General features: G+C 72.9%; 16 protein-coding genes. 5 read left to right on the top strand and 11 right to left on the bottom strand.

Annotated features, from left to right (window positions below; translation table 11 throughout):
* Window positions 1-29: 29 nt before the first annotated feature.
* From ACJX2R_RS22640 to ACJX2R_RS22630, 3 genes are all read right to left on the bottom strand, one after another.
* A complete protein-coding gene (locus ACJX2R_RS22640; protein ID WP_413101616.1) occupies window positions 30-965 on the bottom strand; it encodes a hypothetical protein in 936 nt (311 codons plus the stop codon).
* Between the two features lie 289 nt (window positions 966-1,254).
* Window positions 1,255-2,499, bottom strand: coding sequence for an acetyl-CoA C-acetyltransferase (locus ACJX2R_RS22635; protein WP_413101615.1), 1,245 nt, complete (start codon window positions 2,497-2,499; stop codon window positions 1,255-1,257).
* A 445-nt stretch (window positions 2,500-2,944) separates the two neighbouring features.
* Window positions 2,945-3,976, bottom strand: coding sequence for an SGNH/GDSL hydrolase family protein (locus ACJX2R_RS22630; RefSeq protein WP_413101614.1), 1,032 nt, complete (start codon window positions 3,974-3,976; stop codon window positions 2,945-2,947).
* Between the two features lie 197 nt (window positions 3,977-4,173).
* Here ACJX2R_RS22630 and ACJX2R_RS22625 point away from each other — a divergent pair, with 197 nt between their 5' ends.
* Complete coding sequence (locus tag ACJX2R_RS22625) at window positions 4,174-5,559, top strand: cystathionine beta-synthase (RefSeq protein ID WP_413101613.1); 1,386 nt, start codon at window positions 4,174-4,176, stop codon at window positions 5,557-5,559.
* Between the two features lie 319 nt (window positions 5,560-5,878).
* On the opposite strand, the gene ACJX2R_RS22620 is transcribed toward ACJX2R_RS22625, so the two are convergent.
* Entirely contained in the window at window positions 5,879-6,316 is a 438-nt protein-coding gene (locus tag ACJX2R_RS22620; RefSeq protein WP_413101612.1) for a hypothetical protein, read from the bottom strand.
* A gap of 87 nt (window positions 6,317-6,403) precedes the next feature.
* On the opposite strand from ACJX2R_RS22620, the gene ACJX2R_RS22615 reads away from it, so the two are divergent.
* Window positions 6,404-7,783 (top strand): acyl-CoA synthetase, encoded by a 1,380-nt coding sequence (locus ACJX2R_RS22615; RefSeq protein WP_413101611.1) that lies wholly within the window; start codon window positions 6,404-6,406, stop codon window positions 7,781-7,783.
* Window positions 7,784-7,806: 23 nt separating this feature from the next.
* Here ACJX2R_RS22615 and ACJX2R_RS22610 read toward each other — a convergent pair whose 3' ends face one another.
* From ACJX2R_RS22610 to ACJX2R_RS22590, 5 genes are all read right to left on the bottom strand, one after another.
* The gene (locus ACJX2R_RS22610; RefSeq protein ID WP_413101610.1) at window positions 7,807-9,264 is read right to left on the bottom strand and encodes a purine-cytosine permease family protein; all 1,458 of its coding nucleotides are present in this window, start codon (window positions 9,262-9,264) and stop codon (window positions 7,807-7,809) included.
* Between the two features lie 16 nt (window positions 9,265-9,280).
* The gene (locus tag ACJX2R_RS22605; RefSeq protein ID WP_413101609.1) at window positions 9,281-10,219 is read right to left on the bottom strand and encodes an ABC transporter substrate-binding protein; all 939 of its coding nucleotides are present in this window, start codon (window positions 10,217-10,219) and stop codon (window positions 9,281-9,283) included.
* 83 nt (window positions 10,220-10,302) lie between these two features.
* Complete coding sequence (locus ACJX2R_RS22600) at window positions 10,303-10,980, bottom strand: ABC transporter permease (RefSeq protein WP_137978279.1); 678 nt, start codon at window positions 10,978-10,980, stop codon at window positions 10,303-10,305.
* Between the two features lies 1 nt (window position 10,981).
* Window positions 10,982-11,623 (bottom strand): ABC transporter permease, encoded by a 642-nt coding sequence (locus ACJX2R_RS22595; RefSeq protein WP_413101608.1) that lies wholly within the window; start codon window positions 11,621-11,623, stop codon window positions 10,982-10,984.
* Window positions 11,620-12,768 (bottom strand): ABC transporter ATP-binding protein, encoded by a 1,149-nt coding sequence (locus tag ACJX2R_RS22590; protein ID WP_413101607.1) that lies wholly within the window; start codon window positions 12,766-12,768, stop codon window positions 11,620-11,622. The genes ACJX2R_RS22595 and ACJX2R_RS22590 overlap by 4 nt, the downstream gene beginning before the upstream one ends.
* Before the next feature lie 161 nt (window positions 12,769-12,929).
* Here ACJX2R_RS22590 and ACJX2R_RS22585 point away from each other — a divergent pair, with 161 nt between their 5' ends.
* The 3 genes from ACJX2R_RS22585 (at window position 12,930) to ACJX2R_RS22575 (ending at window position 16,212) form a co-directional block, all read left to right on the top strand.
* Window positions 12,930-14,456 carry an aromatic amino acid ammonia-lyase gene (locus ACJX2R_RS22585; RefSeq protein ID WP_413101606.1) on the top strand — a complete coding sequence of 509 codons (1,527 nt, stop codon included), beginning with the start codon at window positions 12,930-12,932 and terminating at the stop codon, window positions 14,454-14,456.
* Window positions 14,457-14,487: 31 nt separating this feature from the next.
* Window positions 14,488-15,441: a MurR/RpiR family transcriptional regulator gene (locus ACJX2R_RS22580; protein ID WP_413101605.1), complete on the top strand. Its 954-nt coding sequence runs from the start codon at window positions 14,488-14,490 to the stop codon at window positions 15,439-15,441.
* A 183-nt stretch (window positions 15,442-15,624) separates the two neighbouring features.
* On the top strand, window positions 15,625-16,212 hold the full coding sequence (locus tag ACJX2R_RS22575; RefSeq protein WP_413101604.1) for a hypothetical protein: 588 nt from the start codon (window positions 15,625-15,627) through the stop codon (window positions 16,210-16,212).
* A gap of 607 nt (window positions 16,213-16,819) precedes the next feature.
* On the opposite strand, the gene ACJX2R_RS22570 is transcribed toward ACJX2R_RS22575, so the two are convergent.
* Both ACJX2R_RS22570 and ACJX2R_RS22565 read right to left on the bottom strand, forming a co-directional pair.
* Window positions 16,820-18,175, bottom strand: a complete 1,356-nt coding sequence (locus ACJX2R_RS22570) for a diaminopimelate decarboxylase (protein ID WP_413101603.1) — start codon at window positions 18,173-18,175, stop codon at window positions 16,820-16,822.
* 112 nt (window positions 18,176-18,287) lie between these two features.
* Window positions 18,288-19,304, bottom strand: a complete 1,017-nt coding sequence (locus ACJX2R_RS22565; RefSeq protein ID WP_413101602.1) for an MDR family NADP-dependent oxidoreductase — start codon at window positions 19,302-19,304, stop codon at window positions 18,288-18,290.
* Between the last annotated feature and the right edge of the window lie 73 nt (window positions 19,305-19,377).

Below are 19,377 nucleotides of genomic sequence, written 5' to 3'. Positions count from 1 at the left end.
TCGGCTACGGCGCGGCGATGACCGGGTCGCTACAGCGAGGCGATGACGCGGTCGGCGAGGATGTACACGTTCTCCTCGCCGCAACCGAACGTGAGCGCATAAGCACCGGAGACGCCCGAGCCGCCCAGCAGCACCGGGGCGGTGCCCTCGCGCAGCGCGTCCGCCAGCCGCTCGGCGGTCTCCCGGTGGCCCGGGGTCATACAGATCGTGGTGCCGTCGGCGAAGACGTAGACATCGAGGGTGCCGAGGGGGCCGGGCCGCACATCGGACAGCGGGGTGCGGGCGTCGGCCAGCTCGGTCAGCCGGGTCACCGTACGGTCGTGGTCGGCGACCGGTGACGACGGGGTGAAGTCGGGGTGGGACGGATGGCGACGGCGGGCCGCCGCCAGCTCGGCCGACTCCCGCGGCTCGGCCGCGGGCTCCGCCTCCGCCCCGGCGCCCAGCTCCAGCTCCACCTCGGACTCGACCTCGGGCTCCTGGTCCCCGCCGGAGTCCATGGCCTCGGGGCCCAGCGCGTCCAGCCCGAGCAGCGGTTCGAGCCCGGCCAGGTCGGCCTGGCGGGGCACGAAGAGCTGCGCGTCCTGGGAGGGGTCCTCGAAGCCGCCCGGCCCGCTCAGCAGCGAGTGGGCATCGGCCGCTCCGGCGGAGTCCCTGGCCTCCTGGGCGGCCCAGAACGCCCGCGCCTCGGCCAGCTCGCGCTCCCGCTCCTCGGCCAGCGCGTCGGCGACGGCCGCGCGTATCTCGGCGGCCGGGGTGGCGCGGGGCGCGGGCACCGTCGCGCCGCCCTCCGCGCCGCCGCCTCCGCCGTCGCCGCCCGTCCGGGAACCGGCGGCGACGGTGGCCGCGAGCTCGGCGCGCAGCTCACTGATCTGCCGGCGCACACCGCGCGCGGTGTGCAGGGCGGCCGACCCTACGGCCGTGGCGGTCACCGCGGCCAGGAGGAGGACAAGACTCGTGGGGCTCACTGACGTACTCCCGGTTGGCTGTAGATCCCCCGAATTCCTACCTCAGCTTGAGGCTTATCGCCTCTCGACGTCAGTGCATACCATCACCAAATGGGCAGAATTCGGTACCGGGCGGGCCTTTGGTAACCGGTGCTGAGCTGGGCAGACACCGCTCCCCCAGGACCTTTGTCACATCCTGGGGGAGATTCGGTCACGGCCCGGGCCGAACCAGTGTGGCAGACGTGTCGCGCCTGGACCCCGGGGCCCGGGGCGGAGCCCGCCGCAGGCGGCACAAGCCGCCAGGCACCGCCTAGCTCAGGCGCTCGATGACCATGGCCATGCCCTGGCCACCACCGACGCACATGGTCTCCAGGCCGAACTGCTTGTCGTGGAACTGAAGCGAATTGATCAGCGTGCCGGTGATCCGGGCGCCGGTCATGCCGAAGGGGTGGCCCACGGCGATCGCGCCGCCGTTGACATTGAGACGGTCCAGGTCGATGCCCAGATCGCGGTAGGACGGGATGACCTGCGCGGCGAACGCCTCGTTGATCTCGACCAGGTCGATGTCGCCGATCGACATCCCGGCGCGGGTCAGCGCCTGCTTGGACGCCTCGACCGGGCCGTAGCCCATGATCTCGGGGGAGAGGCCGGTGACACCGGTCGACACGATCCGGGCCAACGGGGTCACGCCCAGCTCCCGCGCCTTGGTGTCGGACATGATCACCAGCGCCGCGGCGCCGTCGTTGAGCGGGCAGCAGTTGCCCGCGGTGATCCGGCCGTCGGGGCGGAAGACCGGCTTCAGGCCCTGCACGGCCTCCAGGGTGGTGCCCGCGCGGGGGCCGTCGTCCTGGCTGACGACCGTGCCGTCGGGGGTGGTCACCGGGGTGATCTCACGCTCCCAGAAGCCCTTCTTGATGGCCTCCTCGGCGAGGTTCTGGGACCGCACGCCGAACTCGTCCATCTCCTCGCGGGTGACCCCCTTGAGCCGGGCCAGGTTCTCCGCGGTCTGGCCCATCGCGATGTACGGGTCGGGCAGGAGGCCCGCGGCGGAGCCGCTGTCGGATACGGTCTCGCGCGGGTCGTGCCAGTCGGAGCCCACCTGCTCGGCGCGCGCGGCCGTACGGGCCTCGGCCTCCGCGAACACCGGGTTGTGGGTGTCCGGCAGCCCGTCCGAGGTGCCCTTCTTCGACCGCGAGACCATTTCGACGCCCGCCGAGATGAAGACGTCGCCCTCGCCCGCCTTGATGGCGTGCAGCGCCATCCGCGAGGTCTGGAGGGAGGAGGAGCAGTAGCGGGTGATCGTACAGCCGGGGAGGTGGTCCATCCCCATCTGCACGGCCACGATCCGCCCCAGGTTGTGCCCCTGCTCACCGCCCGGGAGCCCGCAGCCGAGCATCAGGTCGTCGATCTCGCGGGGGTCGAGCTCGGGGACCTTGGCGAGCGCGGCTTGGATGATCTCGGCCGTGAGGTCGTCCGGCCTCAGATCCTTGAGCGAGCCCTTGAAGGCGCGGCCGATGGGAGAACGGGCGGCAGAGACGATCACTGCTTCGGGCATCACGGCTCCATGGGGGCGGGGTGCGGGCGGGACTGCGAGGGAAGTTACCCGTACGTATCGGCAGGGTCACGGGGTGCGGGCTGTGACACCGGACTCTTTTTTCCAAGCGTACGCTCAGCGAGCCGGGGTTCGCCCCGGGTGCGCCCTTTCCGTGTGCGGGGTCTGGGCTGCGCGGCTCGCCTCGGGCGCGGCGCCGTCTCGCGCCTTCGGCGGCCACCACCATCGGCCCGGCGCCCGGCGGCGCATCCCGCGCCCCGTCCCCCCTGCCCCGCTGCTCAATGGCGCCGAAGGCGCGAGACGAAAGCCGCACCTGACCGAGCAGATCAACCCGCGCCGGTACGGGCGGGTCAGCCCGCACCGGAAGAAGCGGGTCAGCCCGCGCCGGAAGGGGCGGGCGGCCCCGGCCGACCCGGGGCGCGGGCTCCAGGCGCGCCCCGGCGGGGCCTCAGCAGCCCGAAGGGGGCGGCGACGTCGGGGACGGGGCGTCGGGGGAGCCGGAGACGGCCGCGGGCTCCTTCTTGGCGGGGCCCTGGCGGCGCAGCAGACGGGCCCAGGGGCCGCGGGCCGCGGTGACCTCCGTACCGCCCTCCGCGGCCGCCTCGGCCGCCGCCGTGGCGACCGGCAGGATGCCCTCGTCGAGCATCTCCGGCGCCTCCTCGGGCCACAGGCCCAGCGAGTCGCACAGGGTCGGCAGAACGGCCATCGCGGCCGTGGCGTACCCCTCCGCCGAGGGGTGGTAGTTGTCCGGGCCGAACAGCTCCCGCGGATTCGCCGCGAACTCCGGGCCCAGCAGATCGCCCAGCGAGACCGTGCGCCCGCCCTGTTCCACCACCCCGATCGTCTGCGCGGCGGCCAACTGCCGGCTCAGCCGCCGCGCGATCCAGCGCAGCGGCTGATAGACGGGCTCGATCGTGCCGAGGTCGGGACAGGTGCCCACGATCACCTCGCAGCCCGTCTCGCGCAGTCTGCGCACCGCGTCCGACAGCAGCCGGACCGACTTGGCGGGCGGCATCCGCCGGGTGACGTCATTGGCCCCGATCATGATCACGCATACGTCGGGGAGCAGGTCCGGATCCTCCAGCACCAGCGTGACCTGGCGCTCCAGATCGCTGGACTGCGCCCCCGGCAGCGCCACGTTCCGCAGGTCCACCGGGCGCTCCGCGACCGCCGCCAGCCCCGAGGCGAGCAGCGCGCCCGGTGTCTGACTAGGGCGGTGGACGCCCTGTCCGGCGGCCGTTGAGTCGCCGAGAAAGGCCAGCCGCAGTGGTGGCTGGCCGGTCCTGCGGGCGAAGGCGAAGCCATATCGCCCGTCCGCACGCGGAGGCGGATCGTCCGATCCGCCCACGACCCGCTTCGCATGGGACACCTCGGTGAGCACCAGCACGGCGGTCACCCCGCCCAGCAGCCCGATCCCGCCGCCCCCGTACGCCGCCGCGGCGGCGATCCGCCGCGCCACCCTCGCCCTCGACATCGACATGGGTCCAGCCCACCTCCGTCCGCACGCGCACGCGCTTCCTTCTCCTTTGTACGCCTTGCTAACAGCTTGTTGCCCCGTGCAGGCTTCGTCCCAACGCGCCGGTCGGAGGGCGGCAGCGCGCAATAAGCTGACAGCGAGGCCCCGCGACGGCGGCCGCCCCGACGCGGAGATCCCGCGGAACCGGACCAGGAGCAGGTGTGCAGTACTACGAATCGATGATTGAGCTGGTCGGCAACACCCCGCTGGTGAAGCTCAACACCGTGACCGAAGGCATCCGGGCGACCGTCCTGGCCAAGGTCGAATACTTCAATCCCGGCGGCTCGGTGAAGGACCGGATCGCGGTCCGGATGATAGAGGCCGCCGAGCGCTCCGGTGAGCTGAAGCCGGGCGGCACCATCGTGGAGCCGACCTCCGGCAACACCGGTGTGGGCCTCGCCATGGTCGCCCAGCGCAAGGGCTACAAGTGCGTCTTCGTCTGCCCGGACAAGGTGTCCACGGACAAGATCAACGTGTTGCGGGCCTACGGCGCCGAGGTCGTGGTCTGCCCCACCGCGGTGGACCCCGAGCACCCCGACTCGTACTACAACGTCTCCGACCGGCTGGTCCGCGAGACGCCGGGCGCCTGGAAGCCCGACCAGTACAGCAACCCGAACAACCCGCTCTCCCACTACGAGACCACCGGCCCCGAGCTGTGGGAGCAGACCGAGGGCAGGATCACCCACTTCGTGGCGGGCGTCGGCACCGGCGGCACGATCTCCGGCACCGGCCGCTATCTGAAGGAGGCCAGCGAGGGCCGCGTCCAGGTGATCGGCGCCGACCCCGAGGGCTCGGTCTACTCCGGCGGCTCCGGCCGCCCGTATCTGATCGAGGGCGTCGGCGAGGACTTCTGGCCGACCGCGTACGACCAGACCGTCGCGGACGAGATCGTCGCCGTCTCCGACAAGGACGCCTTCCAGATGACGCGGCGGCTGGCCAAGGAGGAGGGGCTGCTGGTCGGCGGCTCCTGCGGGATGGCCGTCGTGGGCGCCCTGAAGGTCGCCGAGCGGCTCGGCCCGGACGACGTGGTGGTCGTGCTGCTGCCCGACAGCGGCCGCGGCTATCTCTCCAAGATCTTCAACGATGAGTGGATGGCCGACTACGGCTTCCTCGAGGAGGACGGCCCCTCGGTGCGGGTCGGCGATGTGCTCCAGGGCAAGGAGGGCGGACTGCCCTCGCTGGTCCATATGCACCCGGAAGAGACGGTGGGCGAGGCCATCGACGTACTGCGGGAGTACGGCGTCTCGCAGATGCCGATCGTCAAGCCGGGCGCCGGGCACCCCGATGTGATGGCCGCCGAGGTCATCGGCTCGGTGGTGGAACGCGAGCTGCTGGACGCCCTGTTCGCGAAGCGCGCGGAGCTGACCGACCCGCTGGAGAAGCACATGAGCCCGCCGCTGCCGCATGTCGGCTCGGGTGAGCCGGTCGAGGACCTGATGGCGGTGCTGGGCGCGGCGGACGCGGCGATCGTGCTGGTGGAGGGCAAGCCCAAGGGTGTGGTGAGCCGGCAGGACCTGCTGGCGTACCTGGCAGCCGGCCCGAAGTGAGGGCCCGTAAGGGTTCCAACTCCCCCTTCGGGCAAGTGGTACGAACGTGTCACGCGCCCGCAGCACAGGGTTAACACGGCTCCGGCAGATTAGTGGGCGTCGGAAGGACGACACCGACACCCGAGATGAGGCGGCAGGACCTCCGGAGCGGCTCCCGGACCTCCATCGTCGCCTGGACGCGGAATTCCGGCCCTGACCCGGCCCGCGTCCCCGCGGGGACCGCCGTCGTCCCGCCCTCGGTGGCTTGCCACCGGGGTGCGGCGGTCCCCGCGCAGACTTTTCCAGTCCCCGCTGTTTCTTCCACTCCCTGCCGGTTCTGCTAATCCCTGCCCGCTTCCTGCCCGCGGCCTCGGCGGAGCCAGGAGAAGGCCCCCATGGCGTGGACCGCGTTGACGCCGAAGATTCCGGCCCAGGTGATCAGCAGACCGGGCAGACCCTCGTTCACGACGCCGATGGCCGACAGCGGGATGGCCAGCACCAGGGAGACCCCGACGAAGGCGAAGCGCTCGCCGAGGCCCAGGCCGTGGGCCTGGTCCGCGGGCGCGCCGGTGGCGTACGGGCGGCTGCCGCGGGCCGTCGCCATCTGCTGTTCGGCCAGCTGTCGGCGGACATGGCGGTCCGCCGTATCGTTGAAGCGCTGCTCGACCTTCTCCATGAAGGAGTCGACCAGCTCCGACTCGTACTCCGCACCCAGCTCCTTACGGGTCTGGAGGGCCGCGTCGAGTTCCTTTTTCAGATCCGGGTCACGGGCGTCCATGCTTAAGGACGGTACGGTCGCGGGGACGCTTTGTCGGTAGGGCTAGCCCCCGAACCCAGCCCCCCGAACCCAGAAGGAGTCAGTTCCGTGACCGCACCTCTCCTCACGTCCCTCGCCGCGCCCGGCGACGACCGCCCCGACGCGCTGAGCGTCGCCGGCCGCGCGCTCTCGCGCGAGGAACTGCTCGGTGCCGCGGGCGCGGTGGCGGCTCGTATCGCCGGTGCGCCGGTCGTCGCGGTCCGGGCGACCGCGACCCCGGAGACGGTGGTCGCGGTGGTCGGCGCGCTGCTGGCCGGGGTGCCGGTGGTGCCCGTACCGCCGGACTCCGGCCCGGCCGAACGCGACCACATACTGCGGGACTCGGGCGCCACCCTGCTGCTCACCGGGGAGGCCGTGGACGCCCCGGTCGAGACCGTCCCGGTGGACCTGACCGAGCGCGCGGCGTGGACGAAGGCGGAGCCGGACCCGGAGTCCACGGCGTTCATCCTCTACACCTCGGGCACCACGGGGGCGCCCAAGGGCGCGCTGATCTCCCGGCGGGCGGTCGCCGCCGACCTGGACGGACTCGCCGCGGCCTGGGCCTGGACCCCGGAGGACACCCTGGTCCACGGGCTGCCCCTGTTCCATGTGCACGGCCTGGTGCTCGGCGTGCTGGGCGCGCTGCGGGTGGGCAGCCGCCTCGTCCACACCGGCAAGCCGACCCCGGCGGCGTACGCGGCGGCGGGCGGCAGCCTCTACTTCGGCGTCCCCACCGTCTGGAACCGCGTGGTCCAGGACCCGGACTCCGCCCGCGCCCTGGCCTCCGCCCGGCTCCTGGTCTCCGGCAGCGCCCCGCTGCCCGCCCCCGTCTTCCGCGAGTTGGAGCGGCTCACCGGCCAGCGCCCCATCGAGCGCTACGGCATGACCGAGACCCTCATCACCATCAGCACCCGGGCCGACGGCGAGCGCCGCCCCGGCTACGTCGGCACCCCGCTGTCGGGCATCCGCACCCGGATCGCCGCCGAGGAGGGCGCCGAGATCGGTGAGCTCCAGCTCACCGGCCCGACCCTCTTCGACGGCTACCTCAACCGGGCCGAGGCCACGGCCGGTTCGTACACCGAGGACGGCTGGTTCCGCACGGGCGACATCGCCGCCATCGACCCCGACGGCTTCCACCGCATCGTGGGCCGCGCCTCCACCGACATGATCAAGTCCGGCGGCTACCGCATCGGCGCGGGCGAGGTCGAGAACGCCCTGCTGGACCACCCGGCCGTCCGCGAGGCCGCCGTCGTCGGTGCCCCGCACGAGGATCTGGGCCAGGAGATCGTCGCGTACGTCGTGGCCGACGGCATCGGGGAGAAGGAGCTGATCGACTTCGTCGCCTCCCAGCTCTCCGTCCACAAGCGTCCCCGCAAGGTGCGCTTCCTGGAGGCCCTGCCCCGCAACGCCATGGGCAAGCCCCAGAAGAAGCTCCTGCCCCCGGCCTGACCCGGGCCCTGGGTCCCGCCGCCTCACCCGGATTCGGTGACGTACGGGCGGCCCGATGGCGGATCCGGGGTGAGGATCATGCGGTCCGGGACGTGGGCGGTGTCGCGGTGGGCCAGGAGCCAGTAGACGGCGGCGGGGACGGCGAGGCCGATGAGCCAGGAGATGTCCGCGCCGCCCAGGGGGGCGACGAAGGGGCCGGTGTAGAAGGCGGTGGACAGGAAGGGGAGTTGGGCGAGGACGCCGAGGGCGTAGGTGGACAGCGCCTTCCAGCGCCAGGCGCCGTAGCGGCCGTTGGGGTCGCTGAGGGCGGGGATGTCGTAGCGCTCCTTGGCGATGGCGTAGTAGTCGACGAGGTTGATCGCGCTCCACGGGGTGAAGAAGGTCAGCAGGAACAGCAGGAAGTCCTTGAAGGAGGACAGGAAGCTGTCCTTGCCGAGCAGTGCGACCGCCGTGCCCGCGACCATGATCCCTGCGATGTAGGCGGCCCGGCCGCGCGGGGAGAGGGTGGCGCGGCCGCGGAAGCCGCTGACGCTGGTCACCATCGACATGAAGCCGCCGTAGGTGTTGAGGACGTTGATCGTCAGCTTGCCGAGGGCGATGACGAAGTAGAGCAGCGAGGTGATCAGGGCCGCGCCGCCGCCGAGGCCGACGATGTACGAGACCTCGTGGCCGACGAAGGCGTGGCCGGCCGCGGCGGCCGCGAGGGCGCCGAAGGTCATGGACCACTGGGAGCCCAGGACGGTGCCGGCGAGGGTCCAGGAGAAGGTGGCCTTCGCGGAGGTGGCGCGCGGCAGATAGCGCGAGTAGTCGGCGACGTACGGGCCGAAGGCGAGCTGCCAGGAGGCGGACAGCGACACCGCGAGGAGGAAGAGCGGGAAGTCGAAGGTCCGGTCGTGGAGGAGGGTGGACAGGTCGGTGCGGTCCAGCAGCCGGATGCCCAGATAGACGAAGGCCAGGGCGCAGACGACGCCCGCGATCCGGCCCAGGGTATGGATCAGGCGGTAGCCGACGGCCGCCGCCACGGCGGTGACGAGGGCGAAGAGGACGATCCCGGTGGTGTCGCCGAGATGGGTGAGTTCGCCGACCGCCTGTCCCGCGAGCACGCTGCCGCTGGCGAAGAAGCCCACGTACATGACGATGACCAGCAGCAGCGGGACGATCGCGCCCCGGACCCCGAACTGGGCTCGGGAGGAGATCATCTGGGGGAGGCCGAGCCGCGGTCCCTGGGCGGAGTGGAGCGCCATGACGGCTCCGCCGAGCAGGTTGCCGATCAGCAGGGCGATGATCGCCCAGAGGGCGGCGGCGCCGAAGACGACGGCCAGGGCGCCGGTCACGACGGCGGTGATCTGGAGGTTGGCGCCGAGCCACAGGGTGAACTGGCTGAAGGCGGTGCCATGGCGTTCCGCGTCCGGGACGACGTCGATCGAGCGCTTTTCGACGAGGGAGTCCAGGGAGTCGAGCGCGTCGGGGGAGTCGGGCATACGGGTGCTCCTACGGCTACTTCTTGGTGAGGCCGTTCTTGGCGGCCCAGTCGGCGGCGACCCGGTCCGGGTCCTTCTTGTCGTTGCTCACCAGCTTGTTGAGCCGGGCCAGTTCCCGGGTGGTGAGGGCACCGCCGAGGCGGGCCAGGGCCTTGCGCACCTTGGCGTCGGCCTTGGCGGCGCGCACCACGGGCACGATGTGCTGGGCCGGGATGAGCGCCTTGGGGTCGGCGAGGATCACCCAGTCGTTGGCCTCGATGTCGGGGTCGGTGGAGAAGAGGTTGGCGACGTCCACGTCGCCCTTCTTCAACGCGCCCTTGACCAGGGGCCCGGAGGCGTCGAGGGCCTTGAACTCCTTGAACGTCACGCCGTAGCGGTCCTTGAGGCCGACCAGGCCGACCACCCGGTTCTTGTCCTCGGCCGGGCCGCCGAAGACCAGCTTGCCGTTCTGCTTGGCGAGGTCGGCGAAGCTGCGCAGCCCGTACTTCCGGGCGGCCTCACGGGTGACGCAGAAGACGTCCTTGTCCTCGGCGGCCGCGTACGACAGGGCCTCCAGGCCGCTGGGGAGGGCGACGGTGAGGGCGTTCTGGAGGTCGCCGGCCTCGGTCTGGGGGGCCTTGTCGTCGAAGTGGAGCAGCAGATTGCCCTGGTACTCGGGGAGCAGATCGATATCGCCCTGCTGGAGGGCGGGTATGACGATCTCTCGGGAGCCGAGGTTGGGCCGCACGCTGGTCTTGATGCCCGCGCCGCTCAGCGCCTCGGCGTAGAGGTAGCCCAGCAGCTGGTTCTCGGTGAAGTTGGCGGTGCCGATGACCAGCCCGCCCAGGCTGCTGCCGCCGCCCGAGCCGCCGCTGCCGCCGTCGCCCTTGAGCGAGGTGACGCCTCCGCTACAGGCGGCGAGCGTGGGCACGGAGGCGCCGGCGAGCAGGCCGCCGAGCAGTTTCCTGCGGTTCATGGGGTCGTCTCCTCGGATCGGAGTGAAAGTCGCTGAGTCGGTGGGGCGCTGAGTCGCCTCGGGGTGAAGTCGGGTGGCGGCGCTCAGTGCGCGTGGGCGCGCGGGGGGCGGTTGCGGAACAGCAGGCGCTGCACTCCGGCCAGCGCCAGGTCCAGGGCGATGGCCAGCACGGCGACCAGCACCGCCCCGCCCAGCACCTGCACCAGATCGCGCTGGGCGAGCCCGTCGAAGACATAGCGGCCGAGCCCGCCGAAGCTGACGTACGCGGCGATGGTGGCGGTGGCCACGACCTGGACGCAGGCCAGCCGCAGCCCGGTCATGATCAGCGGCAGCGCGAGCGGCAGCTCGACCTGGAACAGCACCTGGTACCAGCGCATGCCCTGGCCCCGTGCCGCGTCCCTGACCTCGGGGTCCACGGCGGCCATGCCCGCGTACGTATTGGTGACGATCACCGGGATCGCGAGGGCGACCAGCGAGACGTACACCGGCCACATGCTCAGCCCGCTGGCCAGGAAGACCAGCGTGACCAGGCCGACGGTCGGCAGCGCCCGCCCGAAGCCGGAGAGGTTGATGGCGAGGAACGCGCCGCGTCCGGTGTGCCCGATGAGCAGCCCGACCGGGAGGGCGATGGCGGCGGCGACCAGGGTGGCCAGCAGCGAGTACTGGACGTGTTCCAGCAGGCGGGTCGCGATGCCGTCGGGCCCGGACCACTGGGAGCCGCTGGTCAGCCAGCGGAGGAGGTTCTGGAGTAGTTCGAGCATGTCAGGCACGCCTCCTCAGCCACGGGGTGCACAGCCACTGGATGGTGACCAGCACGGCGTCCGCGACCAGCGCCAGTACCAGGGACAGGACGACTCCGGCCACGACGGGGGTGGGGTAGTTGCGCTGGAAGCCGTCGGTGAACAGCTGGCCGAGGCCGCCGTACCCGATGTAGCTGGCCACGCTGACCAGCGATATCGCCATCACCGTGGCGACCCGTACGCCCGCCATGATCACCGGGAAGGCGAGCGGCAGCTCGACGGTGAGCAGGGTGCGCAGTGGACGGGCGCCCATCGCGGTGGACGCCTCGCGGACCTTGGTGGGGACGCTGTCGAGCCCCTCGACGGTGTTCCGCAACAGCACGACCAGGGTGTAGATGGTCAGGCCGGTGATGGCGGTGGTGCGGGTGAGGCCGGTGACCGGCAGCAGCAGGACGAAGATCGCGATCGAGGGGATCGTGAACAGGATGTTCGAGAGCCCGAGCAGGAGTCCGCGCAGCGCCCGCACCCGGTGGGCGACCACGGCCAGCGGCAGCGCGATCAGCAGACCGAAGAGGACGGCGGGGACGGCGGTGGAGAGGTGGTCCAGGGTGAGCGTGACCAGGGTGCTCTGATGGTCGGGGAACCAGCCCCAGTCGATGGTCATGCGGTCACGCTCGTGTCGGAGCTCTTCGGGTCCTCGTCGGCTCCTGAGTCCTCGGCGGTCTCGGAGCCCTCGGCGGCGTCCTTGAGGGCGGCCGCGCGGCCCGCCTCCGCATGGCGCTGCCCCGCGTACTCATGGATCGCGTCGCGCCCGGTGACCCCGGTGAGCACCCCGTCGGCGTCCACCCGGGCCACCAGACCGGCGGGGGAGGCCAGCGACTCGTCCAGGGCGGTGAGCAGCGAGTCGCCGTCCCGCAGCGGGCGCACCGGCAGCAGCGGGGCCCGGTCGCCCTCCGGCCCCTCGGTGTCGCGCCAGCCCAGCGGCTCACCGCGCTCGGAGGTGACCAGCCGCCAGCGCTGCCCGTCGGTGGGCGCGGGCTCACGCGCCACGTCGGCGAGGGTGGACAGGGAGAGCAGCTTCAGCCCGCGCTCGGCGCCCAGGAAGCCCGCCACGAAGTCGTCGGCGGGGCTCGCCAGCAGCTCGGCGGGGGGTGCGCACTGGACGAGGTGGCCGCCGGTGCGGAAGATCGCGATGCGGTCGCCGAGCCGTACCGCCTCGTCGATGTCGTGGGTGACGAAGACGACCGTCTTGCGCAGCTCGCTCTGGAGCCGCAGCAGCTCGTTCTGGAGCTGGGTCCGTACGACCGGGTCGACCGCGCCGAACGGCTCGTCCATCAGCAGCACCGGCGGATCGGCGGCCAGCGCGCGGGCGACCCCGACGCGCTGCTGCTGACCGCCCGAGAGCTGGTGCGGGTAGCGCTTGCCGGAGTCGGCGGGCAGCCCGACCAGCTCCAGCAGCTCCGCGGCGCGGGCCCGCGCCTTGCGGCGGCCCCAGCCCAGCAGCAGCGGGACGGTGGCGATGTTGTCGAGGATCGTGCGGTGCGGGAAGAGCCCGGCCTGCTGGATCACATAGCCGATGCCGCGCCGCAGCTCGGCGGCGTCCGCTCGCAGGACATCGCGCCCGCCCACGCTCACCGTGCCGCTGCTCGGCTCGACCATGCGGTTGACCATGCGGAGGGTGGTGGTCTTGCCGCAGCCCGAGGTGCCGACAAGAACGGTGATGCCCCCTTCCGGGAGTTCGAGATTGAGGCGATCCACCGCTGTGGTGCCGTTCGGGTAGTGCTTACTGACGTCCTTGAAGCTGATCATCCGCTTCCCCTTGCCCGGTCTGCATATAGTCATGCACAGTCATAGTCGAGTGAATAGAAGTCAAGAGGTCTGCGTTAATCACCGGTTACTTTTGCTCGCGATGTGGACGGAGTGCTGGGCGGTTGACCCAGAAAGGGCGCGTTCGGAAGGGGTTGCCCTGGATGTTGTCTCACATGCTGGATGCTGATCACGCGGCGGCCGACGGCACCGACGGCGCCGGCCCGCGGATCACGCTGGACGGCCGGAGCCTACGCGTCGTGGATGTCGCACGTCTGGCCGACCGGCTCAGCCGGCCCGCCGCGCCCGACCCCACCGCGCTCGCCCTGGCCGAGCGCGCCTGGGAGACCGCGGACCGGCTCGCGGCCACCGGCCGCGTCTACGGGCGCAGCACCGGTGTGGGCGCCAACCGCACCGAGGACGTCGGCCCGTCCGACTCCGACCACGGGCTGCGGCTGCTGCGCAGCCACGCCGGGGCGATCGGCGCACAACTGCCCGGCCGCGAGGTGCGCGCCATGATGGCCGTACGCGCCAATCAGCTGCTGGCGGGTGGCGCCGGGCTGCGCCCCGCCGTCGTCACCGCGCTCGTCGAGGGCCTCGACAGCGGCGCCCACCCGGTGGTCAACGAATACGGCGCGGTCGGCACCGGGGACCTCGCCGCGCTCGCCCAGACCGGTCTCGCGCTCGTCGGCGAGCACCCCTGGGACCTCACCGAGGCCACCCCGGGCCGCCGCGCCCCCGACCCCATCACGCTCGACAGCAACGACGCCCTGGCGCTCATCAGCAGCAACGCCCTCACCCTCGGCCAGTCCGCGCTCGCCCTCGCCGAGCTGCGGCGGCTGCTGTCCGCCTCGCTCGCCGTGGCCGCGCTCTCGCTGATCGCGGTCGGCGGCTCGTACGAGGCGTACGCCGAACCCGTCCACGCGTCCCGGCCGCACCCCGGCTCCATCGCGGCCGCCGCGCGGATGCGCGCCCTGCTCGGCGCCCCGCCCCGGCCCACTCCGCCGCTGGGCCGCATACAGGACCCGTACGGCTTCCGCTGTCTGCCGCAGATCCACGGACCCGCGCTGGACGCGGCGGACGGGCTGGAGCGGGTGCTGGCCGTCGAGTTCAACGCCGCCGCCGAGAACCCGCTGATCAGCTCCACCGACGAGGCCGCCTACCACCACGGCAACTTCTACGCCGCGCACACCGCCCTCGCCCTGGACCACTTCCGGCTCGCCGCGCTCCAGACCGCCCGGCTCTCCACCGCCCGGCTCGCCGCGCTCAGCGAACCCGACTTCACCCGGCTGCGCCCCTTCCTCGGCGACGCCGCGCCCGCGAGCTCGGGCGTGATGATCCTCGAATACGCGGCGGGGGCGGCCCTCGGCGAGATGCGCGCGGTCTCCCACCCCGCCTCGCTGGGGCACGCCGTGCTCTCGCGCGGGGTGGAGGAACAAGCCAGTTTCGCCTCGCTCGGCGCCCGCCAGACGCTCCGCGTGGCCGACCACTACCGGCTGGTGCTGGGCTGTGAACTCGTGGCGGCCGTACGGGCGTTGCGCCAGCGCGGTCTTGAGCCGGACCCGGAGCTCCCGGCCGGTGTGGCCTTCGCCCTGGCGTCGGAAGTGCTCGATCCCCGGATGGAGGACCGGCCGTTGACGGAGGATGTGGCGGTGGCCGCGCGCCTGCTCGACCGGCTGGCGGGGGTCTGAGGGACGAGGGTACGAGGGTCAGGAGGACGTGATGAGTACGGACCACGGGGTGAGCGACGGGGTGGGCGGTGCGCGGATGACGCCGGTGGACGAGGAAGTCGCCGTGGCGTCGGCGGGCGTGGCGGTCGGCTCCGGCGTCCCGGCCGCTTCCGGCGCCTCGACCGCCGCCCGGCTTCAGGCGCTCTTCGAGGGCCACCGGCTGACCCCGACCCAGCGGCGGATCGCCCACTGCATGGTGCGGCGGGCCGCGGACGCGCCGTTCCTCTCCAGCGTCGAGCTGGCCGAGCTCGCGGGCGTCAGCCAGCCGTCCGTGACCCGCTTCGCGGTCGCCCTCGGCTTCGACGGCTATCCGGCGCTGCGCAAGCATCTGCGCGATGTCGCGCCCGCCGAACCGGCGGCGGACGAGGGGTCCTACAACGAGTACCAGCAGGCCGTGCAGTCCGAGATCGACAATCTGCGCCATCTCGCCGCGCTGCTGGCCGACCCCGCCCCCGTCGTCCGCGCCGGGCGGCTGCTCGCCGAGTCCCGTCCGCTGCCGGTCCTCGGGCTGCGCGCCGCCTCCGCGCAGGCCCGCGGCTTCAGCTACTTCGCGCGCAAGGTCCACCCGGACGTCCGGCTGCTCGACGAGGGCGGCACGATGCTCGACGACCGCGTGGACGCGGCGAAGCGGGCGGGCGCCACGGCGCTGCTGTGCTTCGCGCTGCCGCGGCATCCGCGCGAGGTCGTGGAGGGTCTGGAGTACGCCCAGGAGGCGGGCCTGACCGTGGTCACCGTCGCCGACAGCGCCTTCGCCCCGGTCGCCCGCCACAGCGATCTGCTGCTGCCCGCGGCGGTCGGCACGGGCCTGGCCTTCGACACCGCGTGTGCGCCGATGCTGCTGGGGCGGGTGCTGCTGGAGGCGATGTGCGACGCGCTGCCGGACGCGCAGGCGCGGTTGGAGGAGTTCGACGCGAAAGCGGCGGAGCGGGGTCTGTTCGTGGAGTGAGCCGGGGGCCGGGCCGCCGTGTGTGCCAGCGCTCTGTGCGCCAACGCTCTGTATGCCAGCGCTCTGTGTGCCAACCCCCGTTCCTCTCACCGAATTCTCAGGCATCCTGGCTAGATTCCTCGATTGGATTCTTCGATTCGACAGGGATTTCTTCCGGGATTCACCCGGGTGAGGAGGTCGGTCGTGGGGCGCGGGGCGTATGCGCTGGCACGGGTGGCGGTGATCGTGAGGGCTCCCGCGGGGTGGCTGTGGTGGCCCGGTGTGCTGGCCGCGGGGATCGGGGCGCTGGTGCCGGGGCTGACCGGCCGCCGGATCGGAGTGCTCGCCGGGGCGGCGCTCTTCCTGGTCGCGGGGGTCGTGGTGTTCGTGGTGCGCCGTAAGCGGTATCTGGAGCTGGCGCGCGACGCCTCGCGCGCGGGCAAGGCGGTCTTCCTCCAGGACCGCGCGGTGACCGTAAGGACCCGGCGGCGCGCCCTGCGGTGGTGGCTGCTGCTTGCTTTCCTCGCCGCGACGGGCTCGTCCTTCGCCGTTCCGGCGGCGGGCGGGATGCTGCTGGCGGGGCTCGGCGCCGGACTGTGGGCCAAGGCGCTGTGGCTGGGCCGCTGGGAGCGCGCGCACGACGTGCTGCTGTGGGTCCGTACGGAACGGGTCTCCCGGGGGCGGCCCGCGGGCAAGGCGGTGGACGGCTACCAGACGACGGGGATCGTGGCCGGGGACGCGGGGCCGGGTGGGGCGCGGCGCTCTCGCGCGGTTGCGGCTGCTGCGCGCTGAGGGGTGCTCCTGAGGGGGCGCCCGTGAGGGGGTTGCCCCGGTGGGGTTGCGCGGCGCCGTCTCGCGCCTTCGGCGCCTTTGAGCATGGGGGCGGGGGTGCCCTGGCCGGGGTCCGTCGCCGGCGGTCGGCCGGTGGGGGCGGGCCCGGTCGCGGCGCCCCTCCGGCCAGGGGCTTCGCGCCGATCCGGACTGCGGGGGGTTGGGGTACCCCTCTCGAAAACGTTTGACAAATTAGTTGCGTCAGATCAAGCATTTTTGGAAGGGGTACCCCCACCGGGCCGGGGATGGGCGGCCGGGCTCCGGGCCGCCGGGCACGGAGTGGGACGTCGGCCCTCCCGAACACGCTGGCTCTTCGGCGACTTGCGATGGTCGCCGGACCACAGGGGCCCGCAGTCCGGCAACGGCCCCGGCTCCAGGCCACAGAGGCCGCCACTGGGCTTCGCCCCACCGGCCGGTGGTCGGCGACGTGGCCCGCGCCCGCCCCCACCTGCCCCGATGCTCAATCAACGCCAGCCCAGACGAAAGCGCCACTCGTACGGCGGACTTCGGAGCCCCACAGCCTGGGAGCCCCACAACCCGGGAGCCCCACAGCCTGGCGCCCCGCGCGCTACCGCAATCGGCTCAGACCCAGCGCATGCTTCGCACCGCTCTCGGCCACGATCTCGGCCACCGTCTGCGGCTCCCGTACCGTCGCGAAGCGCACATCCGTGCTCGTCGCGTCGAAGCCGTAGATCCCCGGGCGGGGCAGGCTGTTGTACGCGAAGTGGTTGGAGAAGTAGTACGCGCCGGTGTCCAGCAGGGCGACCAGGTCGCCCGCCGCCAGCTCCGGCAGTGGCCGGTCGCGCGCGACCAGGTCGCCCGCGAAGCAGCAGGGACCGGCGATGTCCTGGGGGACCGGGCCGTCGCCGGTCTCCGCCTTGGGGCGGCCCTCCGCGTCGTAGGCCAGGACGCGCAGCGGCCAGGCCTCCGGGGCGAAGACCGTACGGGTGGCGAGCTGGGCGCCCGCGTGGGTGACCGCGATCGGGCGGCCGCCCGCGGACTTGGCGTATTCGACCCGGGCCAGCACCAGGCCGGACTTGGCGAGCAGGGACCGTCCGAACTCGGTCACCAGCTTGTACCGCCCGTCGAAGAGCCCCGGCACGGTGGCCCGCAGTAGCTGGGCGTACTCCCGGTAGCCGGGGGTGATCTCGTCGGAGGTGAAGTTCACGGGGAGGCCGCCGCCGATGTCGAGGGCGTCGATCTGCTGTCGGCCGGCCGCCTCGTTGATCTCCTCGGCCAGTTCGTAGGCCGCCCGTATGCCCGCCGCCATCAGCTCCAGCGGACAGCCCTGGGAGCCCACGTGTGCGTGCAGCCGGGTCAGCCAGGGGCGCTCGGCGAAGGCGCGTACGACCCATGCGCGCGCCCCCGGGTCCCGGAGGGCGATGCCGAACTTGGAGGTCGCGGTGGCCGTGCTCATCGCGTCGATGCTGCCGCCGCCCACCTGGGGGTTGACCCGCAGGCCCAGGGGCGAGGGCGGGGCCGCGCGGTGCCCCACCAGCGCGTCGAGCCGCTCCAGCTCCTGGGGGTTGTCGGCGTTGACGGCGATGCCCAGGTCAAGGGCCTCGCGCAGCTCCGCGGCGGTCTTGGCGGGGGAGTCCAGGACGATCCGGTCGGGCGTCACCCCCGCCGCGCGGGCCAGCGCCAGCTCGCCGGGGCTGGCCACCTCGCAGCCCAGGCCCTCGTCGGCCAGCAGCCGCAGGACGGGGACGAGCGCGGCGGCCTTGACCGCGAAGGCGTGCAGGATGGGGGTGCCGGGCGCGACGACCTCCTCGAAGGCCGCGCGCAGCCCGGCGGCCGCGGAGCGGATCCCGGCCACGTCCAGCAGCCCGACGACGGGCTGGTCCGGGCCCAGCAGCCGCTGCTCCACGGCCGCCCGTACGGCCTGTTCGCGCCGGGTGGCCGTCGCAACCGCTTTCGATGTCATGCTTTCAGCCAACCATCCGGAACGGCCGCGGACCAGCTCCGCGGGGGGGCGCTCCGGGGCGGGACCGTGCGGTCGCGGGGAGCGCGGCCCCCGGCCGCGGGCTGGCCTGGCCCTACAGCTCCACCAGCACCGCCCCGAGGTGGCGGCCCGCCACCAGTTCGCACAGCGCGCCCGGCGCCCGGTCGATCCCCGTCAGCCGGGTGTACGGGTAGCTGAGCGCGCCCTCGCGCAGCGCCCGGCCGAACTCGCTCAGATACGCGGGCATGGCGTCCTGGTGGTCGACCGCGCTGATACCGCGCAGCGTGACGCTCCGGGTGATCAGGGCCAGGGTGCTGATCGCGGTCGGGGCCAGCGCGTCGTCGGACAGCTGCGCGGCCAGCGCGCCGACCAGGGCGAACCGGGCGTTGCGGCGGGCCAGCGCCAGGGCGGCCCGCAGCTGTTCGCCGCCGACGGTGTCGAAGAGGACGTCGATGCCGTCGGGGGCGGCCGCGCGCAGCTGCTCCTCGACCGATCCGGCGTCCCGGAGGACGACCGCGTCATAGCCCAGCTCCCGGGTCAGCCGGTCGGCCTTGTGCCGGGAGCCGGTGGAGCCGATGACCCGCGCGGCGCCGTGCAGCCGGGCGAACTGCCCGGCCAGGGAGCCCACTCCGCCCGCCGCGCCGGTGACGAACACCGTGTCGCCGCGCCGCACCCCGGCCCCGCGCACCACCCCCAGCCAGGCGGTGAACCCCTGCGAGAGATGGGCGGCGGGGTCCGGCAGCACCTCGGGGTCGACGGGCGAGACCTCGGGGGTGTTCAGGACCGCGTACTCGCGCCAGCCCGCGCGGTGGCGGACCAGGGTTCCGGGGGCGAGATCCGTGCCCGGCGCCCGGACCACCTCGCCGAGGGCCGCGCCCCGCATCACCTCGCCCGCCTTGTGCAGCAGCTGGGGGAGGCCGAAGGCGTCCGGGTCGGCGAGCGTGAGCGGGCGCATCACGGCGGCCACGCTCATCAGCCGGTTGCGCACCAGCACCTGACCGGGGCCGGGGGTGGGGACGGGGGCGGTGACGACCTCGAAGTGACCGGGGGTGAGCTCCCCGTCGGGCAGGGCCGCCAGACGGACCTCGCGGTGGGTGGCGGGGAGGGACACGAAGGGCTCCTCGGCGGGCGCGGGGACACGACCTGGTGACGCTACCCCGTGGCCCGCCGCGGGTTGGCCACGA

Origin of the sequence: Streptomyces sp. Inha503 (assembly GCF_047215865.1) — a bacterium.
Classification (GTDB): domain Bacteria; phylum Actinomycetota; class Actinomycetes; order Streptomycetales; family Streptomycetaceae; genus Streptomyces; species Streptomyces lycopersici.
The sequence above is the reverse complement of the archived record's forward strand: the minus strand, read 5'-3'. Positions and strand labels throughout refer to the sequence as shown.

Bases quoted from the DNA above. Each gene is read 5' to 3' on its own strand.
- ACJX2R_RS22635 (WP_413101615.1), bottom strand. From the start codon at position 2,499: ATGCCCGAAGCAGTGATCGTCTCTGCCGCCCGTTCTCCCATCGGCCGC.
- ACJX2R_RS22630 (WP_413101614.1), bottom strand. From the start codon at position 3,976: ATGTCGATGTCGAGGGCGAGGGTGGCGCGGCGGATCGCCGCCGCGGCG.
- ACJX2R_RS22620 (WP_413101612.1), bottom strand. From the start codon at position 6,316: ATGGACGCCCGTGACCCGGATCTGAAAAAGGAACTCGACGCGGCCCTC.
- ACJX2R_RS22610 (WP_413101610.1), bottom strand. From the start codon at position 9,264: ATGCCCGACTCCCCCGACGCGCTCGACTCCCTGGACTCCCTCGTCGAA.
- ACJX2R_RS22605 (WP_413101609.1), bottom strand. From the start codon at position 10,219: ATGAACCGCAGGAAACTGCTCGGCGGCCTGCTCGCCGGCGCCTCCGTG.
- ACJX2R_RS22600 (WP_137978279.1), bottom strand. From the start codon at position 10,980: ATGCTCGAACTACTCCAGAACCTCCTCCGCTGGCTGACCAGCGGCTCC.
- ACJX2R_RS22595 (WP_413101608.1), bottom strand. From the start codon at position 11,623: ATGACCATCGACTGGGGCTGGTTCCCCGACCATCAGAGCACCCTGGTC.
- ACJX2R_RS22590 (WP_413101607.1), bottom strand. From the start codon at position 12,768: ATGATCAGCTTCAAGGACGTCAGTAAGCACTACCCGAACGGCACCACA.
- ACJX2R_RS22585 (WP_413101606.1), top strand. From the start codon at position 12,930: ATGTTGTCTCACATGCTGGATGCTGATCACGCGGCGGCCGACGGCACC.
- ACJX2R_RS22580 (WP_413101605.1), top strand. From the start codon at position 14,488: ATGAGTACGGACCACGGGGTGAGCGACGGGGTGGGCGGTGCGCGGATG.
- ACJX2R_RS22570 (WP_413101603.1), bottom strand. From the start codon at position 18,175: ATGACATCGAAAGCGGTTGCGACGGCCACCCGGCGCGAACAGGCCGTA.